The 16,511-nt window shown below is 52.3% G+C and carries 16 protein-coding genes; 7 read left to right on the top strand and 9 right to left on the bottom strand.

Features of this window, described 5'->3' with window-relative positions:
- The first annotated feature begins 196 nt into the window (after positions 1-196).
- The 3 genes from GK091_RS08445 to GK091_RS08455 all read left to right on the top strand — a co-directional run bounded on the left by GK091_RS08445 (position 197) and on the right by GK091_RS08455 (position 3,402).
- On the top strand, positions 197-1,381 hold the full coding sequence (locus GK091_RS08445; RefSeq protein WP_246202272.1) for an asparagine synthetase B: 1,185 nt from the start codon (positions 197-199) through the stop codon (positions 1,379-1,381).
- A gap of 192 nt (positions 1,382-1,573) precedes the next feature.
- A complete protein-coding gene (locus GK091_RS08450; protein WP_394351877.1) occupies positions 1,574-2,428 on the top strand; it encodes a 3-keto-disaccharide hydrolase in 855 nt (284 codons plus the stop codon).
- 8 nt (positions 2,429-2,436) lie between these two features.
- Positions 2,437-3,402 carry a Kelch repeat-containing protein gene (locus GK091_RS08455; protein WP_164036282.1) on the top strand — a complete coding sequence of 322 codons (966 nt, stop codon included), beginning with the start codon at positions 2,437-2,439 and terminating at the stop codon, positions 3,400-3,402.
- Positions 3,403-3,464: 62 nt separating this feature from the next.
- On the opposite strand, the gene GK091_RS08460 is transcribed toward GK091_RS08455, so the two are convergent.
- Entirely contained in the window at positions 3,465-4,397 is a 933-nt protein-coding gene (locus GK091_RS08460) for an NADP-dependent oxidoreductase (RefSeq protein WP_164036284.1), read from the bottom strand.
- A gap of 193 nt (positions 4,398-4,590) precedes the next feature.
- Positions 4,591-5,196 carry a 2,3-bisphosphoglycerate-dependent phosphoglycerate mutase gene (locus tag GK091_RS08465; protein ID WP_164036286.1) on the bottom strand — a complete coding sequence of 202 codons (606 nt, stop codon included), beginning with the start codon at positions 5,194-5,196 and terminating at the stop codon, positions 4,591-4,593.
- A 201-nt stretch (positions 5,197-5,397) separates the two neighbouring features.
- Between GK091_RS08465 and GK091_RS08470 the strand changes: the two genes are divergently transcribed.
- Positions 5,398-6,396 (top strand): type I glyceraldehyde-3-phosphate dehydrogenase, encoded by a 999-nt coding sequence (locus GK091_RS08470; protein WP_164036288.1) that lies wholly within the window; start codon positions 5,398-5,400, stop codon positions 6,394-6,396.
- A gap of 72 nt (positions 6,397-6,468) precedes the next feature.
- Here GK091_RS08470 and GK091_RS08475 read toward each other — a convergent pair whose 3' ends face one another.
- Positions 6,469-7,515 carry an endonuclease/exonuclease/phosphatase family protein gene (locus GK091_RS08475; RefSeq protein WP_164036290.1) on the bottom strand — a complete coding sequence of 349 codons (1,047 nt, stop codon included), beginning with the start codon at positions 7,513-7,515 and terminating at the stop codon, positions 6,469-6,471.
- Positions 7,516-7,737: 222 nt separating this feature from the next.
- Between GK091_RS08475 and GK091_RS08480 the strand changes: the two genes are divergently transcribed.
- Together GK091_RS08480 and GK091_RS08485 are read left to right on the top strand one after the other, a co-directional pair.
- Positions 7,738-8,526: a ThuA domain-containing protein gene (locus GK091_RS08480; protein WP_164036292.1), complete on the top strand. Its 789-nt coding sequence runs from the start codon at positions 7,738-7,740 to the stop codon at positions 8,524-8,526.
- 32 nt (positions 8,527-8,558) lie between these two features.
- A complete protein-coding gene (locus GK091_RS08485; protein ID WP_164036295.1) occupies positions 8,559-10,403 on the top strand; it encodes a glycoside hydrolase family 9 protein in 1,845 nt (614 codons plus the stop codon).
- A 7-nt stretch (positions 10,404-10,410) separates the two neighbouring features.
- On the opposite strand, the gene GK091_RS08490 is transcribed toward GK091_RS08485, so the two are convergent.
- The 4 genes from GK091_RS08490 to GK091_RS08505 all read right to left on the bottom strand — a co-directional run bounded on the left by GK091_RS08490 (position 10,411) and on the right by GK091_RS08505 (position 14,714).
- Complete coding sequence (locus GK091_RS08490) at positions 10,411-10,794, bottom strand: VOC family protein (protein WP_164036297.1); 384 nt, start codon at positions 10,792-10,794, stop codon at positions 10,411-10,413.
- Positions 10,795-10,961: 167 nt separating this feature from the next.
- Entirely contained in the window at positions 10,962-11,318 is a 357-nt protein-coding gene (locus GK091_RS08495; protein ID WP_164036298.1) for a helix-turn-helix transcriptional regulator, read from the bottom strand.
- Between the two features lie 98 nt (positions 11,319-11,416).
- Positions 11,417-12,832, bottom strand: coding sequence for a PQQ-dependent sugar dehydrogenase (locus GK091_RS08500; RefSeq protein ID WP_164036300.1), 1,416 nt, complete (start codon positions 12,830-12,832; stop codon positions 11,417-11,419).
- Between the two features lie 79 nt (positions 12,833-12,911).
- Entirely contained in the window at positions 12,912-14,714 is a 1,803-nt protein-coding gene (locus tag GK091_RS08505) for an ABC transporter ATP-binding protein (RefSeq protein WP_164036302.1), read from the bottom strand.
- A gap of 141 nt (positions 14,715-14,855) precedes the next feature.
- On the opposite strand from GK091_RS08505, the gene GK091_RS29800 reads away from it, so the two are divergent.
- The gene (locus GK091_RS29800; RefSeq protein WP_262889176.1) at positions 14,856-14,978 is read left to right on the top strand and encodes a hypothetical protein; all 123 of its coding nucleotides are present in this window, start codon (positions 14,856-14,858) and stop codon (positions 14,976-14,978) included.
- Positions 14,979-14,989: 11 nt separating this feature from the next.
- Here GK091_RS29800 and GK091_RS08510 read toward each other — a convergent pair whose 3' ends face one another.
- Complete coding sequence (locus GK091_RS08510; RefSeq protein ID WP_164036304.1) at positions 14,990-15,280, bottom strand: protealysin inhibitor emfourin; 291 nt, start codon at positions 15,278-15,280, stop codon at positions 14,990-14,992.
- Positions 15,281-15,309: 29 nt separating this feature from the next.
- Entirely contained in the window at positions 15,310-16,344 is a 1,035-nt protein-coding gene (locus GK091_RS08515) for a M4 family metallopeptidase (protein WP_164036307.1), read from the bottom strand.
- Between the last annotated feature and the right edge of the window lie 167 nt (positions 16,345-16,511).

Genomic DNA, 16,511 nt, shown 5'->3' on the forward strand with positions numbered 1-16,511 from the left:
TCGCAACGTTGGGTCAAAAATAATGCATGCTATGAAACGTCAGCTTACTTTTCGCGTTGATTCAGTCCACCAGACCGAGATAAAGGCCACGGCTTCGGGGACCAATGGTCGCTTCCGCTGGTTTCAACGACCCGCCTTCGCTTTGCTGCTGGTGCTGACGGCTGTCGTCAGCCGTGCCGGTTCGGTCCTGATTCCGATGGATGCTCAGCAGAGCAATCACCTCAAAGCCTACGGCATCGCCTACAAGGTACTCAAAGACGGCGACGATGTTGACTGGCTCCTGAATTATCGGGGGGGGAGTTTCCTGGTCAAGCAGACGCAGGCCGTGGAAACCGAATGCCGGGTTCGGGGAGTTTCTTTCGAGGCTATATCGGATGCCAAAGCCGCTTCGATCCGGCAGCAGCTCTCCGATCCTGATCTCAACACGAACGTGGTGACGCTTCAGAAGGCGGCCAAGATCATTGTCTATTCGCCCATCAAGGTTAGTCCGGCCGAGTTTGAAAATACGGATGCGGTTCTGCTGGTACTGACCTATGCCGAAATTCCCTACGAGGTGATCTACGACGAAGAAGTGCTGAAAGGCGACCTGCCCAAATACGACTGGCTGCATCTGCACCACGAAGATTTTACGGGTCAGTATGGTCGGAACATGCACCGGCAATCGCTGACCGATATCAAAGTGCAGGAAGATATTGCGCGTAAATATGGCTATCCGAAAGTATCGCAGATGAAGCTGGCCGTTGCCAAGGGCATCAAGGAGTTCTGCGCGGGTGGCGGCTATCTGTTTGCGATGTGTTCGGCTGCCGAAACGCTCGATATCGCGCTGGCTGCTGAGGGGGTCGATATTGTGGGAAGTGCCTACGACGGCGACGGGGCTGACCCGGATGCGCAGGATAAGCTCGATTTTACCAAAACGCTGGCCTTTGGCAATTTTACGCTCGAAGGCGACAACGGCTATCGGGGCTTCTCGACCTTCTCCGACATCAACTCATCCGGCGGGCGCGGGTTCGACCAGCCGAGCGGGTTCTTCGAACTGTTCAATTTTTCGGCCAAATGGGATGTGATCCCGTCCATGCTCACGCAGAATCACGAGCCGATCATCAAGGAGTTTTTTGGTCAGACGACCGCCTTTCGGAAGGGAGCCGTTAAGCCGAGTAGTCTGGTGATGGGTGAGGGTAAAACGTCTGATCGCTACATCTACGGCGAAGTTGGCCGGGGCCAATGGACGTTTTATGGGGGGCACGATCCCGAAGGTACACGCGGTGGAGGTAGTTTTCGCAACCCGACCGACCTGAACCTGCATCCGCACTCGCCCGGTTATCGATTGATTCTCAACAATGTACTTTTCCCATCAGCGCGCAAAAAGAAGCGGAAAACGTAGTGATGCCTGATGGCAGTTCTGGATCGAAAAAAAGTCCAGCTGAAGCAATAGGCAGGCAGAATCGTAAATCATTTTCCGTTAAGCAGTAGGCCGCGCTCATCAATCGCCTTTTCGGGGAAACTCCATCCAAAACTCGGATTGATGAACGTAATTACGCGTGTTTTCGCAGGTATATTTCTCCTGTTCGTGGCGATGCCAGCCGTCATGGCCCAGTCGAAGGCCGATAAAGAAGAATGGATTCAGCTCTTCAATGGTAAAGATCTGCGCGACTGGGATATAAAAATTGCCGGTCTGCCGCTGAACGACAACTACAAAAATACCTTTCGGGTCGAGAATGGCGTGCTGCGAATCGCCTACGATCAATACAAAACCTTCGACGGCAAGTACGGGCACATGTACTACAAAACGCCGTTCTCGTATTACATCGTCCGATTCACGTACCGCTTTGTCGGCAACCAGACGCCAGGTGGCGACGCGTGGAATGTGCGCAACAGTGGCGTAATGGTGCATTCGCAATCGGCCAAGAGCCTGTCGCTGGGGCAGACGTTTCCGGTGTCGCTTGAACTACAATTGCTGGGTGGTTTGGGGAAAGGGGAGCGTCATACGGCTAATCTCTGCACGCCCGGTACGCAGGTGTACATGCATGGGAAACTTCAGGCTGAACACTGCATCGACTCCGACTCCAAAACGTATGACGGCGACCAATGGGTAACCTCGTCGGCCATTGTACTGGGCGATTCAATGGTGCATCATCTGATTGGGAAAGACACCGTGCTAACTTACGAAAAAACGCAGGTTGGGGGTGGCTTTGTGAGTGCCGACCATGACTGGAACGCGGGCCATTTCAGTTCGGAAGCGGCTAATTACTGGGCCAGTCGTGCCAACACACCCCTGAGCGAGGGCTATATCGCCCTTCAGGCCGAAAGTCATCCGATCGATTTCAGGGTAGTCGAAGTGCTTAATCTGAAAGGGTGCATGGACCCGAAGGCTCTCAATTATAAATCCTATTTTATTAAATCCGACAACACGCAGTGCACGTACAAATAATCCCCGCTATGAACCGAGTTTTTCTGTATAGTTTTTGTCTGGTTGTCGGTGGATATGCGGCTCACGCCCAACGCTGGCAACCCGTTACAACGCAAAATACCTGCGATACCCGCCACGAAAACGCGGCTGCGCTCGTGGGCGATAGTTTATATGCCATCGGTGGGCGCGGGATGAAACCGCTGGAAGCCCTGAATCTGAAAACGATGGTATGGCGCCGACTGCCGGTTCCGCCGGTCGAAATGAATCACTTTCAGGCTATTACGTACAACGGAGAGATTTACGTGATGTGCGCTTTTGAAGGGAAATATCCGCACGAAACGCCCATTCCGAACATCTACATTTACAATCCGAAAAAAGGCGAGTGGCGCAAAGGACCGGAAATTCCCAAGGAGCGTTTGCGTGGGTCGGCGGGCGTGGTGGTCTACAAGGACAAAATTTATTTGGCGTGTGGCATTACGGACGGTCATTGGGATGGTCACGTTGCGTGGCTGGACGAGTATGATCCGAAGACGAACACCTGGAAACGACTGGCCGATGCCCCCCGCACCCGCGATCATATTGCCGCTGCTGTCGTGGGCGATAAACTCTACCTGGCGGGTGGCCGTAATTCAACGGCTCGTATCAACAAAGTACTGGAAACGACAATTGCCGAGGTTGATGTGTACGATTTTAAAACGGGTCGGTGGGAAACCTTGCCCGCTACGGCCAACATTCCAACGCAACGGGCTGGCAGTACTGCCGTTACGCAGGGCGGGAAAGTCTGGGTAATTGGGGGCGAAACAACCCAGTTACTGGCCCATAACGAAGCTGAGGCACTTGATCCAAAAACCAACCGCTGGACAGCCGGCCCGACCATGAATCAGGGTCGTCATGGCACACAAGCAGTTGTCTACGACGGAAAAATTTACATCGTCGCTGGTTCGGCTAACCACGGCGGAGGACCGGAGCTGAATACCGTAGAGGTGTTGAAATAAAGGCGTTGACATTTTAAACCAAGCCATATGCCGTATCTCCAAGATACGGCATATGGCTTGGTTTAAAATGTTAATACAATTTTCCCCGTCGTCCGGCGGCTTTCCAGCGACTGATGCGCTTCGGCCATCTGACTGGCAGGAAGTACCCGGCTTACGTTGATCTTTAGTTTGCCATCATCGATTAGTTGGTTGATGGTTCGCAGGTCATCACCACTCGTGTGGACCAGGATACGTTCCGCGCGAATGTCGGGCCGAATGGCAAGTACTTTATCCATGGCTCCGTACGCGATCGAAATGAGCCGTCCGTTGGGTTTGAGAACCCGTGCTGAGTCGAAAATGGTATCGGCTCCGGCTGTATCGAAAACGAGGTCCACATCGTTCAGCACCTCGTCGACTTTCATTTGGGTGTAATCGATCACCTCGTCGGCACCGAGCGATTTGACAAAGTCAGCGTTTTTGCCTGACGTTGTACCAATCACGTGAGCACCCAACGCTTTGGCAAGCTGAACGCCCAGATGCCCCACACCACCCGATGCGGCCTGGATCAATACCTTTTCTCCCGCTTTCAGTTGTCCATGTTCAGTCAGTGCCTGCCAGGCCGTTAGCACAGCCAGTGGAGCGGCCGCGGCCTCCTCAAAAGACAACGTAGCTGGTTTCAAAGCCAGATGAGCGGCCGGTGCTGCCACGTATTCGGCGTACGCCTGACCCGGCTCCGGAAAATTCACCATCCCGTAGACCGCATCACCTGGTTTAAAGGTCGTAACATCGCTACCCGCTTCGACAACTTCACCGGCCATATCCCAGCCCAGAATAATTGGATGCGTGTAGCCTTTGGCGTACGGTGCCGTACCGGTGCGGGTTTTAAAATCGGCCGGATTGACACCGAACGCTTTCACCTGGACAAGTACTTCGTCCGCCTTGATCGTTGGTTTAGGTACGTCCTGAACGAAGAAATTCTCCGGACCGCCCCAATCGCTTAATACAACAGCTTTCATACGTTTTTTGACTAATTATGTTCGTTTTAACAGGATCGGTTGTGGAAGAATTCGCGAGTAGCCCCGAAAAAAGAGTCCCCGTGCTCCCAATCAGTAGCGCGGGTTTCCACCCGCGACTTTAAGGTTTGCGTGTTTTTGCGTCAGCGGGTTTCTACCCGCGTTACTCGATGGTTGACCGCCACAGTATACTAACTCACTTTGGCAGTAGTTCAAACGTGCCCGTTGCCGGATCGAACGTGTACTGACGTGGAATGCCCGTCGCTAGTTCAACTTGCTCAATGTCTTCGGGACTGATCGACTGTAGTTTCATGACCAGGGCGCGCAAACTGTTTCCGTGAGCGGCTATCAGCACATCGTTACCCGTTTGCAAGCAGGGCAGAATGGTAGACTCAAAATACGGAATGACGCGCATCGAGGTGTCCTTTAAACTTTCGCCGTTGGGTGGCTGATCGGCAAAGCCACGTCGCCAGCGAAAAACCTGCTCGGCCCCAAACCGTTGTTCGGCTTCGGCTTTATTCATGCCCTGCAAGTCGCCATACATACGCTCGTTGAGGGCGTCGCTGCGTTCGATGGGTAGATCCGTCTGACCGGTTTCGCGGAGAATAATGTCCATCGTTTCAATGGCCCGTTGCAGCGTCGAGGTAAACCCAATACTGAACCGATCCTTTTTCAAAAGGACTCCTGCTTCCCTTGCTTCGTGCCGGCCAAGATCCGTCAGCGGTGTGTCTACATTGCCCGTAAACCGGTTTTCGAGGTTCCATTGCGATTGTCCGTGTCGGACGATGACGAGTAATGACATGAGGTGAGTAAATAAGCCTGTCAGTAGTACACATTCGAGTGCGAAAGTGTTTGCGCCTACTGGTGTTCACAATTTATTAACCACACGAGTTTGAAACCGCTGGTCTGTTTGGTGTGTTGTTAAGGTGAGCTAACCTCAGAAAATAGTGCGCCGGTGTTAGGCTCGTACCGGCGGGTTTCTTTCACCTACCAACCAATTAATATGAGCAACATTGCTTTGTTTGGTTTCGGCCGGATTGGCCGCACAGCTCTTCGAATCGCCCTGCGCGATAACCTCTTTACGCCTGTCGCCATTGCCGACATCAAAGACGAATCAACACTGGCTGCCCTGTTCTCGGTAGATACCAATTACGGTCGCTGGCACGAGCCCGTTAGCGGAACGGAGGGTCATCTAAAAATTGGCAACCGGGATATTCCATACTATAATTCGGCAAAAGAAATTCCGGATTGGGGCGCCATGGGCGTCGATCTGGTCATCGATTGTACGGGCCGGGCCACCACGCGTGCCATCGCGCAGGCTCACATCGACCGGGGTGCTAAACGCGTACTGATCAGTGCGGCCAGCAAATCCCTTGACGACTGCGATGCCGTGTTATTGAAAGGGATTAACCTGGATACGTTCGATCCGGAGAAACATAAAATTATCAGCATGGCCAGCTGCACGACGAATGCATTAGCCGCCGTTGTAAAGGTCATTAAGGATAACTTTGGTATTAAATCGGGCTTGTTCTCGACGGTTCATGCCTATACGAATACCCAGTCGCTGACGGATCAGCCGATGAAAGATCGTCGTGATTCGTGGGCGGCTGCCGAAAATATCATTCCCTCGTCATCGGGGGCGGCAAAGGCACTGAAGTTCATTTGGCCGGACCTGCAAATTACGGGTAAAGCCTATCGCGTGCCGGTGCGGACGGGTAGTATTGCCGAACTGAACCTGCTGACCGAGAAAGAGTGCTCGGTTGACGAAGTAAACGACGCGTTCCGGAAAGCAGCCGCCGAAGGACCACTGAACGGCGTGATGGATGTGCTGGAAGGCGAATGGGCGTCCAACCGAATCGTGGCTGACCCGCATTCGTCGATCATCGATTTACTGCTGACGGCCAAGCAGGGCGATCTGCTGTCGGTTGCGGCCTGGTACGATAACGAGTGGGGCTATGCTACCCGACTGGCGGAAGTAGCGGCTCATGTCGCTGCGAAGTAAAATAGCAAATCCCCTTGGCCCATAGAACCACGGGGATTTTTGTGTTATGGGCAGCGCGAGGTCGTAGAACGGTTAGCGCAGGTTCAGATCGACCACCAGCGCGCGATGATCGGAGCCGGGTTGGTCGAGGGTGCGAAACGATTGCGTTGTAAATCCCTTATTGATAAATGCATGGTCGATAGGGATCATCATGGCCGGGAAAGAACGGGGCCATGTCGGTTGCGTTCTCGTTTGCCGGGCTGCGGTCAATGGCCATTGCTTATCGGCCTGTAGGCTCGTTGTGGGTGCAACGGGCTGGAATAGATCCTTGTAAATCGGTGAAAACGGCGTGATGTTGAAATCACCGATCAGGATCGTCGGCAGGGCATTGAACCGGGTCTTTCGGGCTGCGTACGCTAGCTGTTCGTTGCGTTCGGTAAACCAGCTGGGTACGACTGGCGTGTGCGGATGAACGGTGATTACCGATAGCTGCTGACCACGGACGGCGGTTTCGAGGGCGATAATGTGGCGTTGCCGGGCCAATGCCTGATCAATCCGGAAGGGAGTTCGGCTACCAACCAGTGTCCACACCTGTTGCTTCGATGGGCAGGCAACCCAATACGGAAACTCGGTTCGCACCTGAGCCGTAACCAACCGAATCGTGCCGGGTGTCATCTCCTGCAATACGTACAAATCGGACTGGTGTTTCTTCAGCATGGCGACCGTTGTCGCGTATTCCTCCCGCGAGTAAAGGACATTCGCATGCAGCACGCGAATAGCACCACTGGGCGCTGGAATTGGTGTATCGTAATCGCCCGGTATCCAGGCCGTCCGGTTTAGGTAGACCGTGCCAAGTAACAATACAACCGACAGGAGAGGCAGCATTCCTTTTGCTACGTTGCGATAGAGCAGCCAGTAAACTACCCACAAGATCATGAAACCGTAGGCTACCCACGTATACTGGATTGTAAAATGACTGAACAGCTCCAGAAAATAGAAGCGTCCCAGAAAATGACCAAGGCATGAACAGACGAAAAGGGCAACCGATAAACCCGCCAAACCTCGGCTAAGCCATTGCCCGTTGCGGAACGGGTTGGGTCTGCGTAAGCGGTCGGTATTTGTAGAGGAAGGAGCAACCATATGGTAAAACTACAACGAACACAAGTTGGTGTAATTGGTCTGATGATTAAAATCAGTTGATCGTTCGTCCTGACGAGTAGTTTTAGGATGGGTCCGGTCTTGGATGAGCCTGGACGTTCTCGAAAATACACAAAAACGCCCAACCGGGACTTTCTGCCTATTCTGCTACTTCGGCAGTCAGTTATGAAGAAAGCCAGCCATGAATCGTAGGTACATTATCGTATGAAAAAACCTTTTTTTTGTCCGTTGTTTCGCTACTTCTTGCTTTTCTTCATTCTCATTGCTCTTGACTGGTCAGCCGTTGGTCAGGTAAACAAGACCCCAGTTCGGGTGTTGGCCCTGACGGAAGCGGGGGGTATTCATGCGCCTTTCGTCGCTGCGGCTAAACTATGGCTGAAGCAACTGGCCGACGAAAATAAGTTTACCGTTGATTACATCGAAACGGCCGAACCGATAACCGACGCGTTTCTGGCCAGATATCAGTTGTTTATTCAGTTGAATTACCCGCCTTATATGTGGAGCGACACGGCTAAAGCTGCGTTCCGGCGATACATCACGGAGGGTAAAGGCGGATGGATCGGATTTCACCACGCTACGTTGCTGGGCGAGTTTGACGGCTATGCCATGTGGCCGTGGTTTTCGGAATTTATGGGCGGTATTCGGTACAAGAATTACATTGCCAGTTTCGCCAAAGCAACGGTTCGGGTGGAAGCCAGAACGCATCCCTGCATGAAAGGCGTACCAGCCTCGTTCGACGTGCAAAAAGAAGAATGGTACACTTACAACAAGAGTCCCCGCCCCAACGTCAACGTGCTGGCAACAGTTAATGAATCGACCTATTCGCCCGATACCGACATCAAAATGGGGGGCGACCACCCGGTAATCTGGTCGAATGAGCAGGTCAAAGCCCGGAACGTGTACATTTTTATGGGTCATCACCCGGATTTGTTCAAGAATGCGGCATTCGTGACTATTTTTCGGAATGCCATTTTTTGGGGACTGGGAAACTAGCGAAGGAAAAACGGCTCAACCAGATGTGACACATGCCAGGACAATTAAGTAGGATAGGCGTTTTCGCGTTCCTGATTCAACTTCCTTTTTTACTGAATGCGCAATCGATCAAGGTGTTGACCAACCAGGTTGGGTATGAAGGGAGTAAGGCCAAGAAGGCGATTGTTGTTGCGGACCGAACGCTTATCATCGATGGTTTTCAGTTGATTGATACCAAAACGGGAAAAGCTGCTTACTCAGGCAAGCCCGTTTTCAGCGGGCAAGTGAACAAATGGAAAAACTGGTTATTCTGGTCCATTGATTTTTCATCGTACACCGCCGAAGGGACCTATCAGCTACAGGTCACGTTGCCGGAAAAAACGGTATCGTCCTACCCGTTCGAAATCGGGAAAAACGTGCTTGAGCAATTTACCCTGTCCGATGTGATTTACTACTTCAAAGGGCAGCGTAGTTCGGGTCTGCTGGATAAAGCCGATCACCGATTGACATTAGCGGGCAAGCCTGCCGATACGCTCGACGTACACGGGGGCTGGTACGATGCGTCGGGCGACTACGGCAAGCATTTGTCCCACCTTACGTTCTCGTCGTATTTCAACCCGCAGCAAATTTCGCTGACGGTCTGGAGCTTACTCAAAGCGCACAGTCAGCTGACAAAGCGCAAGGGAACCGATTTTCGCCAGTACAACCGCCGATTGCTGGATGAAGCCATGTATGGTGCTGATTATCTGGTTCGTGTGCAGGCAAAAAACGGCTCCTTCTATCGGTCGGTGAAAGCACCCGGACCCGGTAAGCTGGCAAAAGATCGGGTCATCCAGGCCGAAGATAAAGCGTACCGCATCAAGCAAACCAAAGAGCAGACCTTGATCAGCACCGCCGACGAAACGAACTGGCGCCGGTATCAGGTCAGCTACCGGTCGGGTGGGGGTGTGGCGATTGCTGCGCTGGCGATGGCATCAACGTACCGAGGTGATATGACCGGCGATTATGGTCCGGCTGATTATCTGAACGCGGCTGAACGCGCATTCGCATTTCTGGAGAACGAAAATGAAGCGATGATAAACGATGGCCACGAGAACATCGTAGACGACTACTGCGCATTGAGTGCGGCTACTGAACTATACAAAGCCACTAAAAAGGAGGTCTACAAACTGGCGGCTGATAAACGAGCGAAGCAGTTGCTGAGCCGGTTAGCGACCTGGAAAAAATACACCGATTACTGGCGGGCCGACGACAACGACCGCCCGTTCTTTCATCCGTCCGACGCGGGTTTGCCATTGGTCAGTCTGGTTTATTATTACCCGCTGGCTTCCGCCGAAACCCAGAAAACGATTAAGGCGGTCATTAAACGGTCGATGGACTACGAACTGGCCGTAACCCACGAGGTGAATAATCCGTTTGGCTACAGTCGGCAACTGGTGCAAGATACCCTCGGCAATCGACGGAGTACATTCTTTTTCCCGCACGGTAGTGAAGCGTCGCCGTGGTGGCAAGGCGAAAACGCCCGACTGGCCTCCATGGCAACCGCAGCCCGGCTGGCCGCGACGCTGTTCACCGATGATAAACCATTACACGACCGTTTGAACAGTTTCGCCCTCGATCAGCTGAACTGGATTTTGGGTCTGAATCCGTATGATGCCTGTATGCTACAGGGTGTGGGCCATAACAATCCGGCCTACGGTTTCTTTGGTACGTTCGAGTACACCAATGCGCCCGGCGGCATTGTCAACGGCATCACGTCGGGACTGGATAACGAAGACGATATTGATTTCAACCTGTCCTATAAACTGACCGGAAAAGATGCCGACTGGCGGTGGGCCGAACAATGGTTACCCCATGCCGCTTGGTATCTGATGGCCCTGGCCGTGAACGAAGAATAGGGCGTATCTACACCTGAACGATCTGAATGTTGTTGCCGCAGGTATCCCTAAAGACCGCCAGTGTTACCGGCCCCATGACGGTAGGCTTCATGCTGAATTGAACACCGGCTTTTGCCAGTCGGTCGTATTCGTTGTGGATGTCGTCTACAGTAAATGATGCCGCAGGAATACCTGCGTCGAATAAGGCTTTCTGGTAGATTTGTGCGGGTGGAAAGGCTATTGGTTCCAGAAGCAGTTCAACCCCGTCGCGCTCTTCGTTCGACACCACCGTTAACCATTTATGATCGCCCAGTGGTAGATCGGTTTTCTTGATAAATCCCAGTTGTTCTGTGTAGAATCTCAAGGCTTTCGCCTGATCGTCAACCAGTAGGCTCATTACGTTAATTTTCATGGTAGTCGGCTATATTGAGTGATGATGACGTTGCGCAATAGTCAATAAGGCAGATTGACTGACCAGGCAAAGGTCAGAAAGGGCTACTGAAGAGGCTTCTTTAAAATTGCTGACTTGCACGCCATCGGGAAAATTTTCTAGCCGAAAGAACGGTCATTCGCGTTCAACTACTTCTGGTTTGCTGAAAACTCGGAAGGGGTCAATCCCGTCATCTTTCTGAACAGTCCGGTAAACGAACTTGGACTATCAAAGCCAACCAAGAAACAGACCTCCTGGACCTTTTTGTCGGTGAGCAGTAACCGTTTAGCCTGTTTAATTCTGACCTCAATCAGGTATTGATGGGGCGTTCTGCCGTAGAATTTCCTGAAAAGGCGAATAAAGTGAAACGGCGAAAAGAACGCTTCTCCGGCAATATCAGTCAGACGTAGGGGACTTCCATAGTTGGTGTCAATGAATCGCTTTGCCTGGATAATCTGCCTGCATAAAAATGGGTCGGGGTACAGTTTAGCGGTAAATTTTTCCACTTGCTGCTGGTAAAACGTTGGCTGACTTACTTGCTCGCTCATCATTAAAAGACCGCCGGACAGTACTGCCCGGCGGTCGTTATAGTATTTTCATATTTCTATTGCGCCACCGGCATCAACCGGAAAATGTAGCCAGGGTCTTCCACCGATACGTACAGGTAGCCGTCGGGTCCTTGCTTGATGTTCCGAAGGCGACCAATATTCTTTAAGAGATTTTCCTGCTTGACCACCTGGTTGCCGTCCATCACGCACCGATTCAAGTACTGGAAGCGTAATGAACCGACGAGCAGATTTCCTTTCCAGCCGGGGTATTTGGGGCTATCCACGAAAGCGAGTCCCGACGGAGCAATGGAAGGAAGCCAATACGTAACGGGTTGCTCCATCCCTTCTTTCGCCGTCAGATTGGTGATGGGTTTTCCGTCGTAATTAATGCCGTAGCAGATCACCGGCCAGCCGTAGTTCGCCCCTTTTTTGATGATGTTCAGTTCATCACCCCCGCGTGGCCCGTGCTCGTCGACCCAGATTGTGCCGGTAACCGGGTGTTTGAGCATCCCCTGTGGGTTGCGGTGCCCATAGGAATAAATGGAGCCGCGAGCGTTTTTGTCCTGCACAAATGGGTTGTCTTCCGGGATACGGCCATCGTCATGCAGCCGGTGTACTTTGCCTAAGTCGTTCGCTATCGATTGCGGATTTTCCTTTTCATTCCCCCGTTCGCCCACCGACACGAACAGATAGCCTTTGTTGTCGAACACCATGCGCGACCCGTAATGATGGCGCGTTTTTGAATAGGGAAGTGCTTCGAAAATGACCTTCTGGTCCGTTAGTGTAGCACCTGACAGCTTCGCCCGCATCACGGCGGTAGTCGATAATTTCTGATCGCCTTCCGTCTTTCCGGCTGAGTACGAAAAATAAACAAACTGGTTTTTGGCGAAATCGGGGTGCAACACCACGTCCAGCAAACCGCCTTGTCCTTCAGCTACCACAGTCGGACCGCCTGAAATTTTGGTCTTCTGCTGGTTTTTGCCAACCCGGTAAATGTCGCCGGAACGGGTGCTGACCAGCATATCCCCTTCGGGCAGAAAAGCCAGTCCCCAGGGTGACCCCAACTCCGTGGCCACCGTATCCAGTTTGACCGTCTGGCCTTCTGAAGCAAAGACGTTAGACGTTGGTTTACTGGCAAATTTATACTGATCGACGTTTTTCAGACTTTCCAGAATCAGGTCCGACAACTCATCAATTTCTGCCGAACTGAGCGACGCTTTCCAGGTTGGCATGCCCAAATCGGGGTAACCTTCCGAAATACTTTTGACCAGATCGCTCTTGGCGTTGCCGTGCTTCCATTTGCGGTCCACGAACGCTTCTACTTTCTCGCCGTGACAGGACGAACAATAGGTTTGGTAGTTCTCACGGGCCGTTCTGGCGCTACCCACTGGTGTCGATGGATGTCGATCAATGAGAAAACTGCTCAGTAAGAACACACTAAGGAATGCAGCGCCGATGGTGTAGCGTAACATAAAGCGGATGGGTTGTTTTATACGGGAAGCCGTAATCAGCGTGTTTTTACTGACTACCCCACGTTTTCTGAGGTTGCTTCTAAATCGTCACCAACTCCTTACGCTCCCCAATCTGTTGCCGCCACATGGCGTAGTACAGCCCTTTTTGTGCTAACAACTCACTATGGCGACCCTGCTCAACAACGTGACCCTGCTCCAGCACGAAGATGCGATCGGCGTGGAGGATGGTACTTAGTCGGTGGGCGATCAGGATCGTGATGTGTTGCCGTGACCCGGATAAATCACGAACCGTACGGCCAATTTCTTCTTCGGTAAGTGAGTCCAGCGCCGACGTAGCCTCATCGAATACCAGCAGCGCGGGTTTGCGGAGCAGAGCGCGGGCAATGGACAGTCGTTGTTTTTCGCCCCCGGAGACCTTCACCCCACCTTCGCCGATAACCGTGTCGAGTCCTTGTGGCGCGCGGGCCAATAAGGTATCAGCCGCTGCCTGATGCAAAGCGGTCAGGCATTCTTCATCGGTAGCGTTGGGCGCAACGAAGCGGAGGTTTTCGCGGATGGTTCCGGCAAAAAGCTGCGTATCCTGCGTGACGAAGCCAATCTGTTCCCGCAATTCGTCCAGATTAACATCGGAACCAGGAATGTCGTTGTATAAAATCTCACCGCTTAGTGGTTTGTAAAGTCCTACCAGTAGCTTCACGAGCGTAGTTTTTCCGGAGCCGCTGGGCCCAACGAACGCGACGGTTTCGCCAACCTGCGCGTTGAACGAAATGCCATCGAGCGCGGGTTTTTCGGCGGTGAGGTGCTTGAAGTGAACATCCTCGAAGGCCAACGTTTTGAGTGCCTTGACGGACTGCGGATGAGTTGGTTTTTTGTCACGGGGTGTATCCAGAATCTGCTGAAAATTAGCCAGTGACGCTTCCGTTTCGCGGTAAATATTGATGATGTTGCCCAGTTCCTGCAACGGCCCGAAAATGGCGAAGGAGTAGATGAACAGCGAGAAAAATTCGCCCACCGTAATTTCGCCCCGAACGACCAAAAAGAGCATGAGCAACATAATGGCGTTGCGGAGCAGGTTGACGAACGTACCCTGTACGAACGAAAGCGACCGGATGTAACGTACTTTTTTGAGTTCGAGCTTCAGGATTTTGCCGGTCGTCGCGTTCAGCCGTTCGGTTTCCTGCTGAGCCAGTCCAAGGCTTTTTACCAGCTCGATATTACGCAGACTTTCGGTGGTCGAACCGGCCAGCGCGGTGGTTTCGGCCACGATGGTTTTCTGTACGGTCTTGATCTTTTTGCTCAATAGTGAGCTGACAAAACCCAGCAGTGGAATGGTCAGAAAATAAGCCGGTGCAATGGGCCAGTACACGGTAGCGGCATACCACATGACGAAAACGATCCCCACAACCGACGTAAAAAGCACGTTTACAAACGACTGAATCAGCTTCTCGACATCCGAGCGTACTTTCTGCAACTTACCCAGTGTTTCGCCCGATCGCTGATCTTCGAACACCTGATACGGCAATTCGAGCGAATGGCGAAGGCCATCGGTGTAAAGTTGCGCGCCCAGCCGTTGGGTAATCACGTTGACGTAATAATCCTGAAAGTTTTTAGCAATACGGCTCACCATCGCTACGCCGAGGGCTTGCAGAATCAGAAGGCCGGCCCCATTTTGCAGGAAGCCCCAGAAGTTGATCGAGAGCAGTGTACCACCGGGCGAATCTACGCTGGACGAATCCACGCCGGGTTTAACGACATATTGGTCAATGATTTTCCGGAAAATGTAGGGATCAAGGAGCGAGAAAACCTGGTTGATCGTCGCCAGTAGCAGCGCCAGTGCCAGCAGGCCCCAGTAACGCCGTAAATAACTGTAAAGTAGTTGCATAAATGAGTTGGAAGGTGCAGTTAATACCTGATGATGAATCGGGCGGAGTTGTTGCCGAACTGTTTTTTTTACAACACAGAACGGCGCGTTTTGGGTCAATTACTACCAAATGCATAGTGACGAACTGACCGCTGATTTGCTATGAAGAATTTTTTGCGCCCGCCAACAACGCAAACGGTCGGCAAGGTCAGTGAAGCACGGCTTAAACCAGATACGAAAAAGCGCCGGACATTCCCGCCCGGCGCAACGCTCCAATCGGCATAAACCTGTTTGGTTTATGGCTTTCCGGTGCGTTGTTGCAAAAACTGAATTAACGGCTGAACGTCCTCGGGAAGGCTCCCATCATCGAAAGTCAGGCTTATTGTCCGGCGGCCTTCCTGAAGATTGAGTGTATACTGATATCCGTCCCGCAGTTTTTTATTGGCCGAACCGGCTTTATAGGTTTCAGGATTCGCCAGGACCGCGCCCGCCAGTTTTTGCAAATTGGCGGGCAGGTCGGTGTCGTGCATTTCGGTCTGTGCTAGTTGCGGAAACAAGCCACCTTCGCGTGAATAGGTCAGTTTCATCGATCAGACTGCTAAAACCATTAGTGAGGTTACAAGCCCACGGCAACAAACGACTGTTTGGCAATGGTTTCCGTATCAGCGGGTACGCGACCCGCCGTAGCCAGTTTCTTCGCCTGTTTGAGCAGGGCTGTTTTAAAACTTTTAAAGTTTGTCGTTGGCTTAAGCGTTTTCAACGTTTCGAACCAGAGTAGGGCCGCTTTATCGGTTTCGATGCCGATTGAGACCAAGTAAAATACTTTGTTCGGAATGCCGCTGTTGATGTGTACCCCGCCGTTGTCGGACGATCCTTTGTAAATCGTAGCCATACTGTCGGGCTGCGGATCTTTGCCCATCAGTGGGTTGTCGTATGCCGTTCCCGGTGCTTTCATCGACCGCAGGGCCTGTCCCCGAAGCGAGGGCCCCATGATTTCGTCACCGATGAGCCAATCGGCGGTGGCAGCGGTCTGCTTTTTGGCAACCTGTTTGATCACCGACCCGAACACATCGGCATAATGTTCATTGAGCGCCCCCGATTGCCCCTGATAATTCAGACCAGCTGTGTACTGCACGACACCGTGTGTAAGCTCGTGGGCCGTCACGTCGAGCGCATTGGCCAGATTGATGAAAACCTGACCGTCGCCGTCGCCAAACGTCATCTCGTCACCATCCCAGAACGCGTTGGCGTAAGCTTTTCCGTAGTGCACGTTCAGGATCATATCCGCGCCGTGGTTATCGACCGACAGGTAGTTGAACGTATCCTTATAATAACTTCGTATCGTTCCCGCGTTTTCGTAGACCGTATTTACAACGGCATCGGTTGAAGCGGCACCCCCTTCTTTACGAACGAGCAGAAGCCGCTGATTCTGCGTTGTTTTTGAGTCATATACAAACCGATCCGCCGTTTTGGTGGGGGGTTCCACCAGCGAAGCTTCACTACTTCGTAGGGCCAGTTGTGCGGCACGGCGCGCGCGAAATTCACGGCTGATCGTTTTGTTTTGCGTCGCTACGTCGATGCCCGCTTTTTTTAGCTCGTCCACCACGAACGGCGGTATAATATGGCACTTGCAACGAGGATGATTTTTCATGCGAAACACAGTTTGGATTAGGTGAGCGTTGGGTACCTGAATAACGGTTATCGGCTTATCAAAAGTCTATGGTAAGCTAGCGAAAAACAAGCTAAATAATACCTATTCTGTACCGGGTTTATCCTCCTTTTTATCCAACTGTTTTCGCGCTGATTTGTCGCTGCCCG

It is taken from the genome of Spirosoma agri (assembly GCF_010747415.1).
Lineage (GTDB): Bacteria > Bacteroidota > Bacteroidia > Cytophagales > Spirosomataceae > Spirosoma > Spirosoma agri.

Coding starts and splice junctions, on each gene's coding strand:
- GK091_RS08445 (WP_246202272.1), top strand. CDS start 197: ATGGATGCTCAGCAGAGCAATCACCTCAAAGCCTACGGCATCGCCTAC.
- GK091_RS08450 (WP_394351877.1), top strand. CDS start 1,574: ATGCCAGCCGTCATGGCCCAGTCGAAGGCCGATAAAGAAGAATGGATT.
- GK091_RS08455 (WP_164036282.1), top strand. CDS start 2,437: ATGAACCGAGTTTTTCTGTATAGTTTTTGTCTGGTTGTCGGTGGATAT.
- GK091_RS08460 (WP_164036284.1), bottom strand. CDS start 4,397: ATGAAAGCTGTTGTATTAAGCGATTGGGGCGGTCCGGAGAATTTCTTC.
- GK091_RS08465 (WP_164036286.1), bottom strand. CDS start 5,196: ATGTCATTACTCGTCATCGTCCGACACGGACAATCGCAATGGAACCTC.
- GK091_RS08470 (WP_164036288.1), top strand. CDS start 5,398: ATGAGCAACATTGCTTTGTTTGGTTTCGGCCGGATTGGCCGCACAGCT.
- GK091_RS08475 (WP_164036290.1), bottom strand. CDS start 7,515: ATGGTTGCTCCTTCCTCTACAAATACCGACCGCTTACGCAGACCCAAC.
- GK091_RS08480 (WP_164036292.1), top strand. CDS start 7,738: ATGAAAAAACCTTTTTTTTGTCCGTTGTTTCGCTACTTCTTGCTTTTC.
- GK091_RS08485 (WP_164036295.1), top strand. CDS start 8,559: ATGCCAGGACAATTAAGTAGGATAGGCGTTTTCGCGTTCCTGATTCAA.
- GK091_RS08490 (WP_164036297.1), bottom strand. CDS start 10,794: ATGAAAATTAACGTAATGAGCCTACTGGTTGACGATCAGGCGAAAGCC.
- GK091_RS08500 (WP_164036300.1), bottom strand. CDS start 12,832: ATGTTACGCTACACCATCGGCGCTGCATTCCTTAGTGTGTTCTTACTG.
- GK091_RS08505 (WP_164036302.1), bottom strand. CDS start 14,714: ATGCAACTACTTTACAGTTATTTACGGCGTTACTGGGGCCTGCTGGCA.
- GK091_RS29800 (WP_262889176.1), top strand. CDS start 14,856: ATGAAGAATTTTTTGCGCCCGCCAACAACGCAAACGGTCGGCAAGGTC.
- GK091_RS08510 (WP_164036304.1), bottom strand. CDS start 15,280: ATGAAACTGACCTATTCACGCGAAGGTGGCTTGTTTCCGCAACTAGCA.
- GK091_RS08515 (WP_164036307.1), bottom strand. CDS start 16,344: ATGAAAAATCATCCTCGTTGCAAGTGCCATATTATACCGCCGTTCGTG.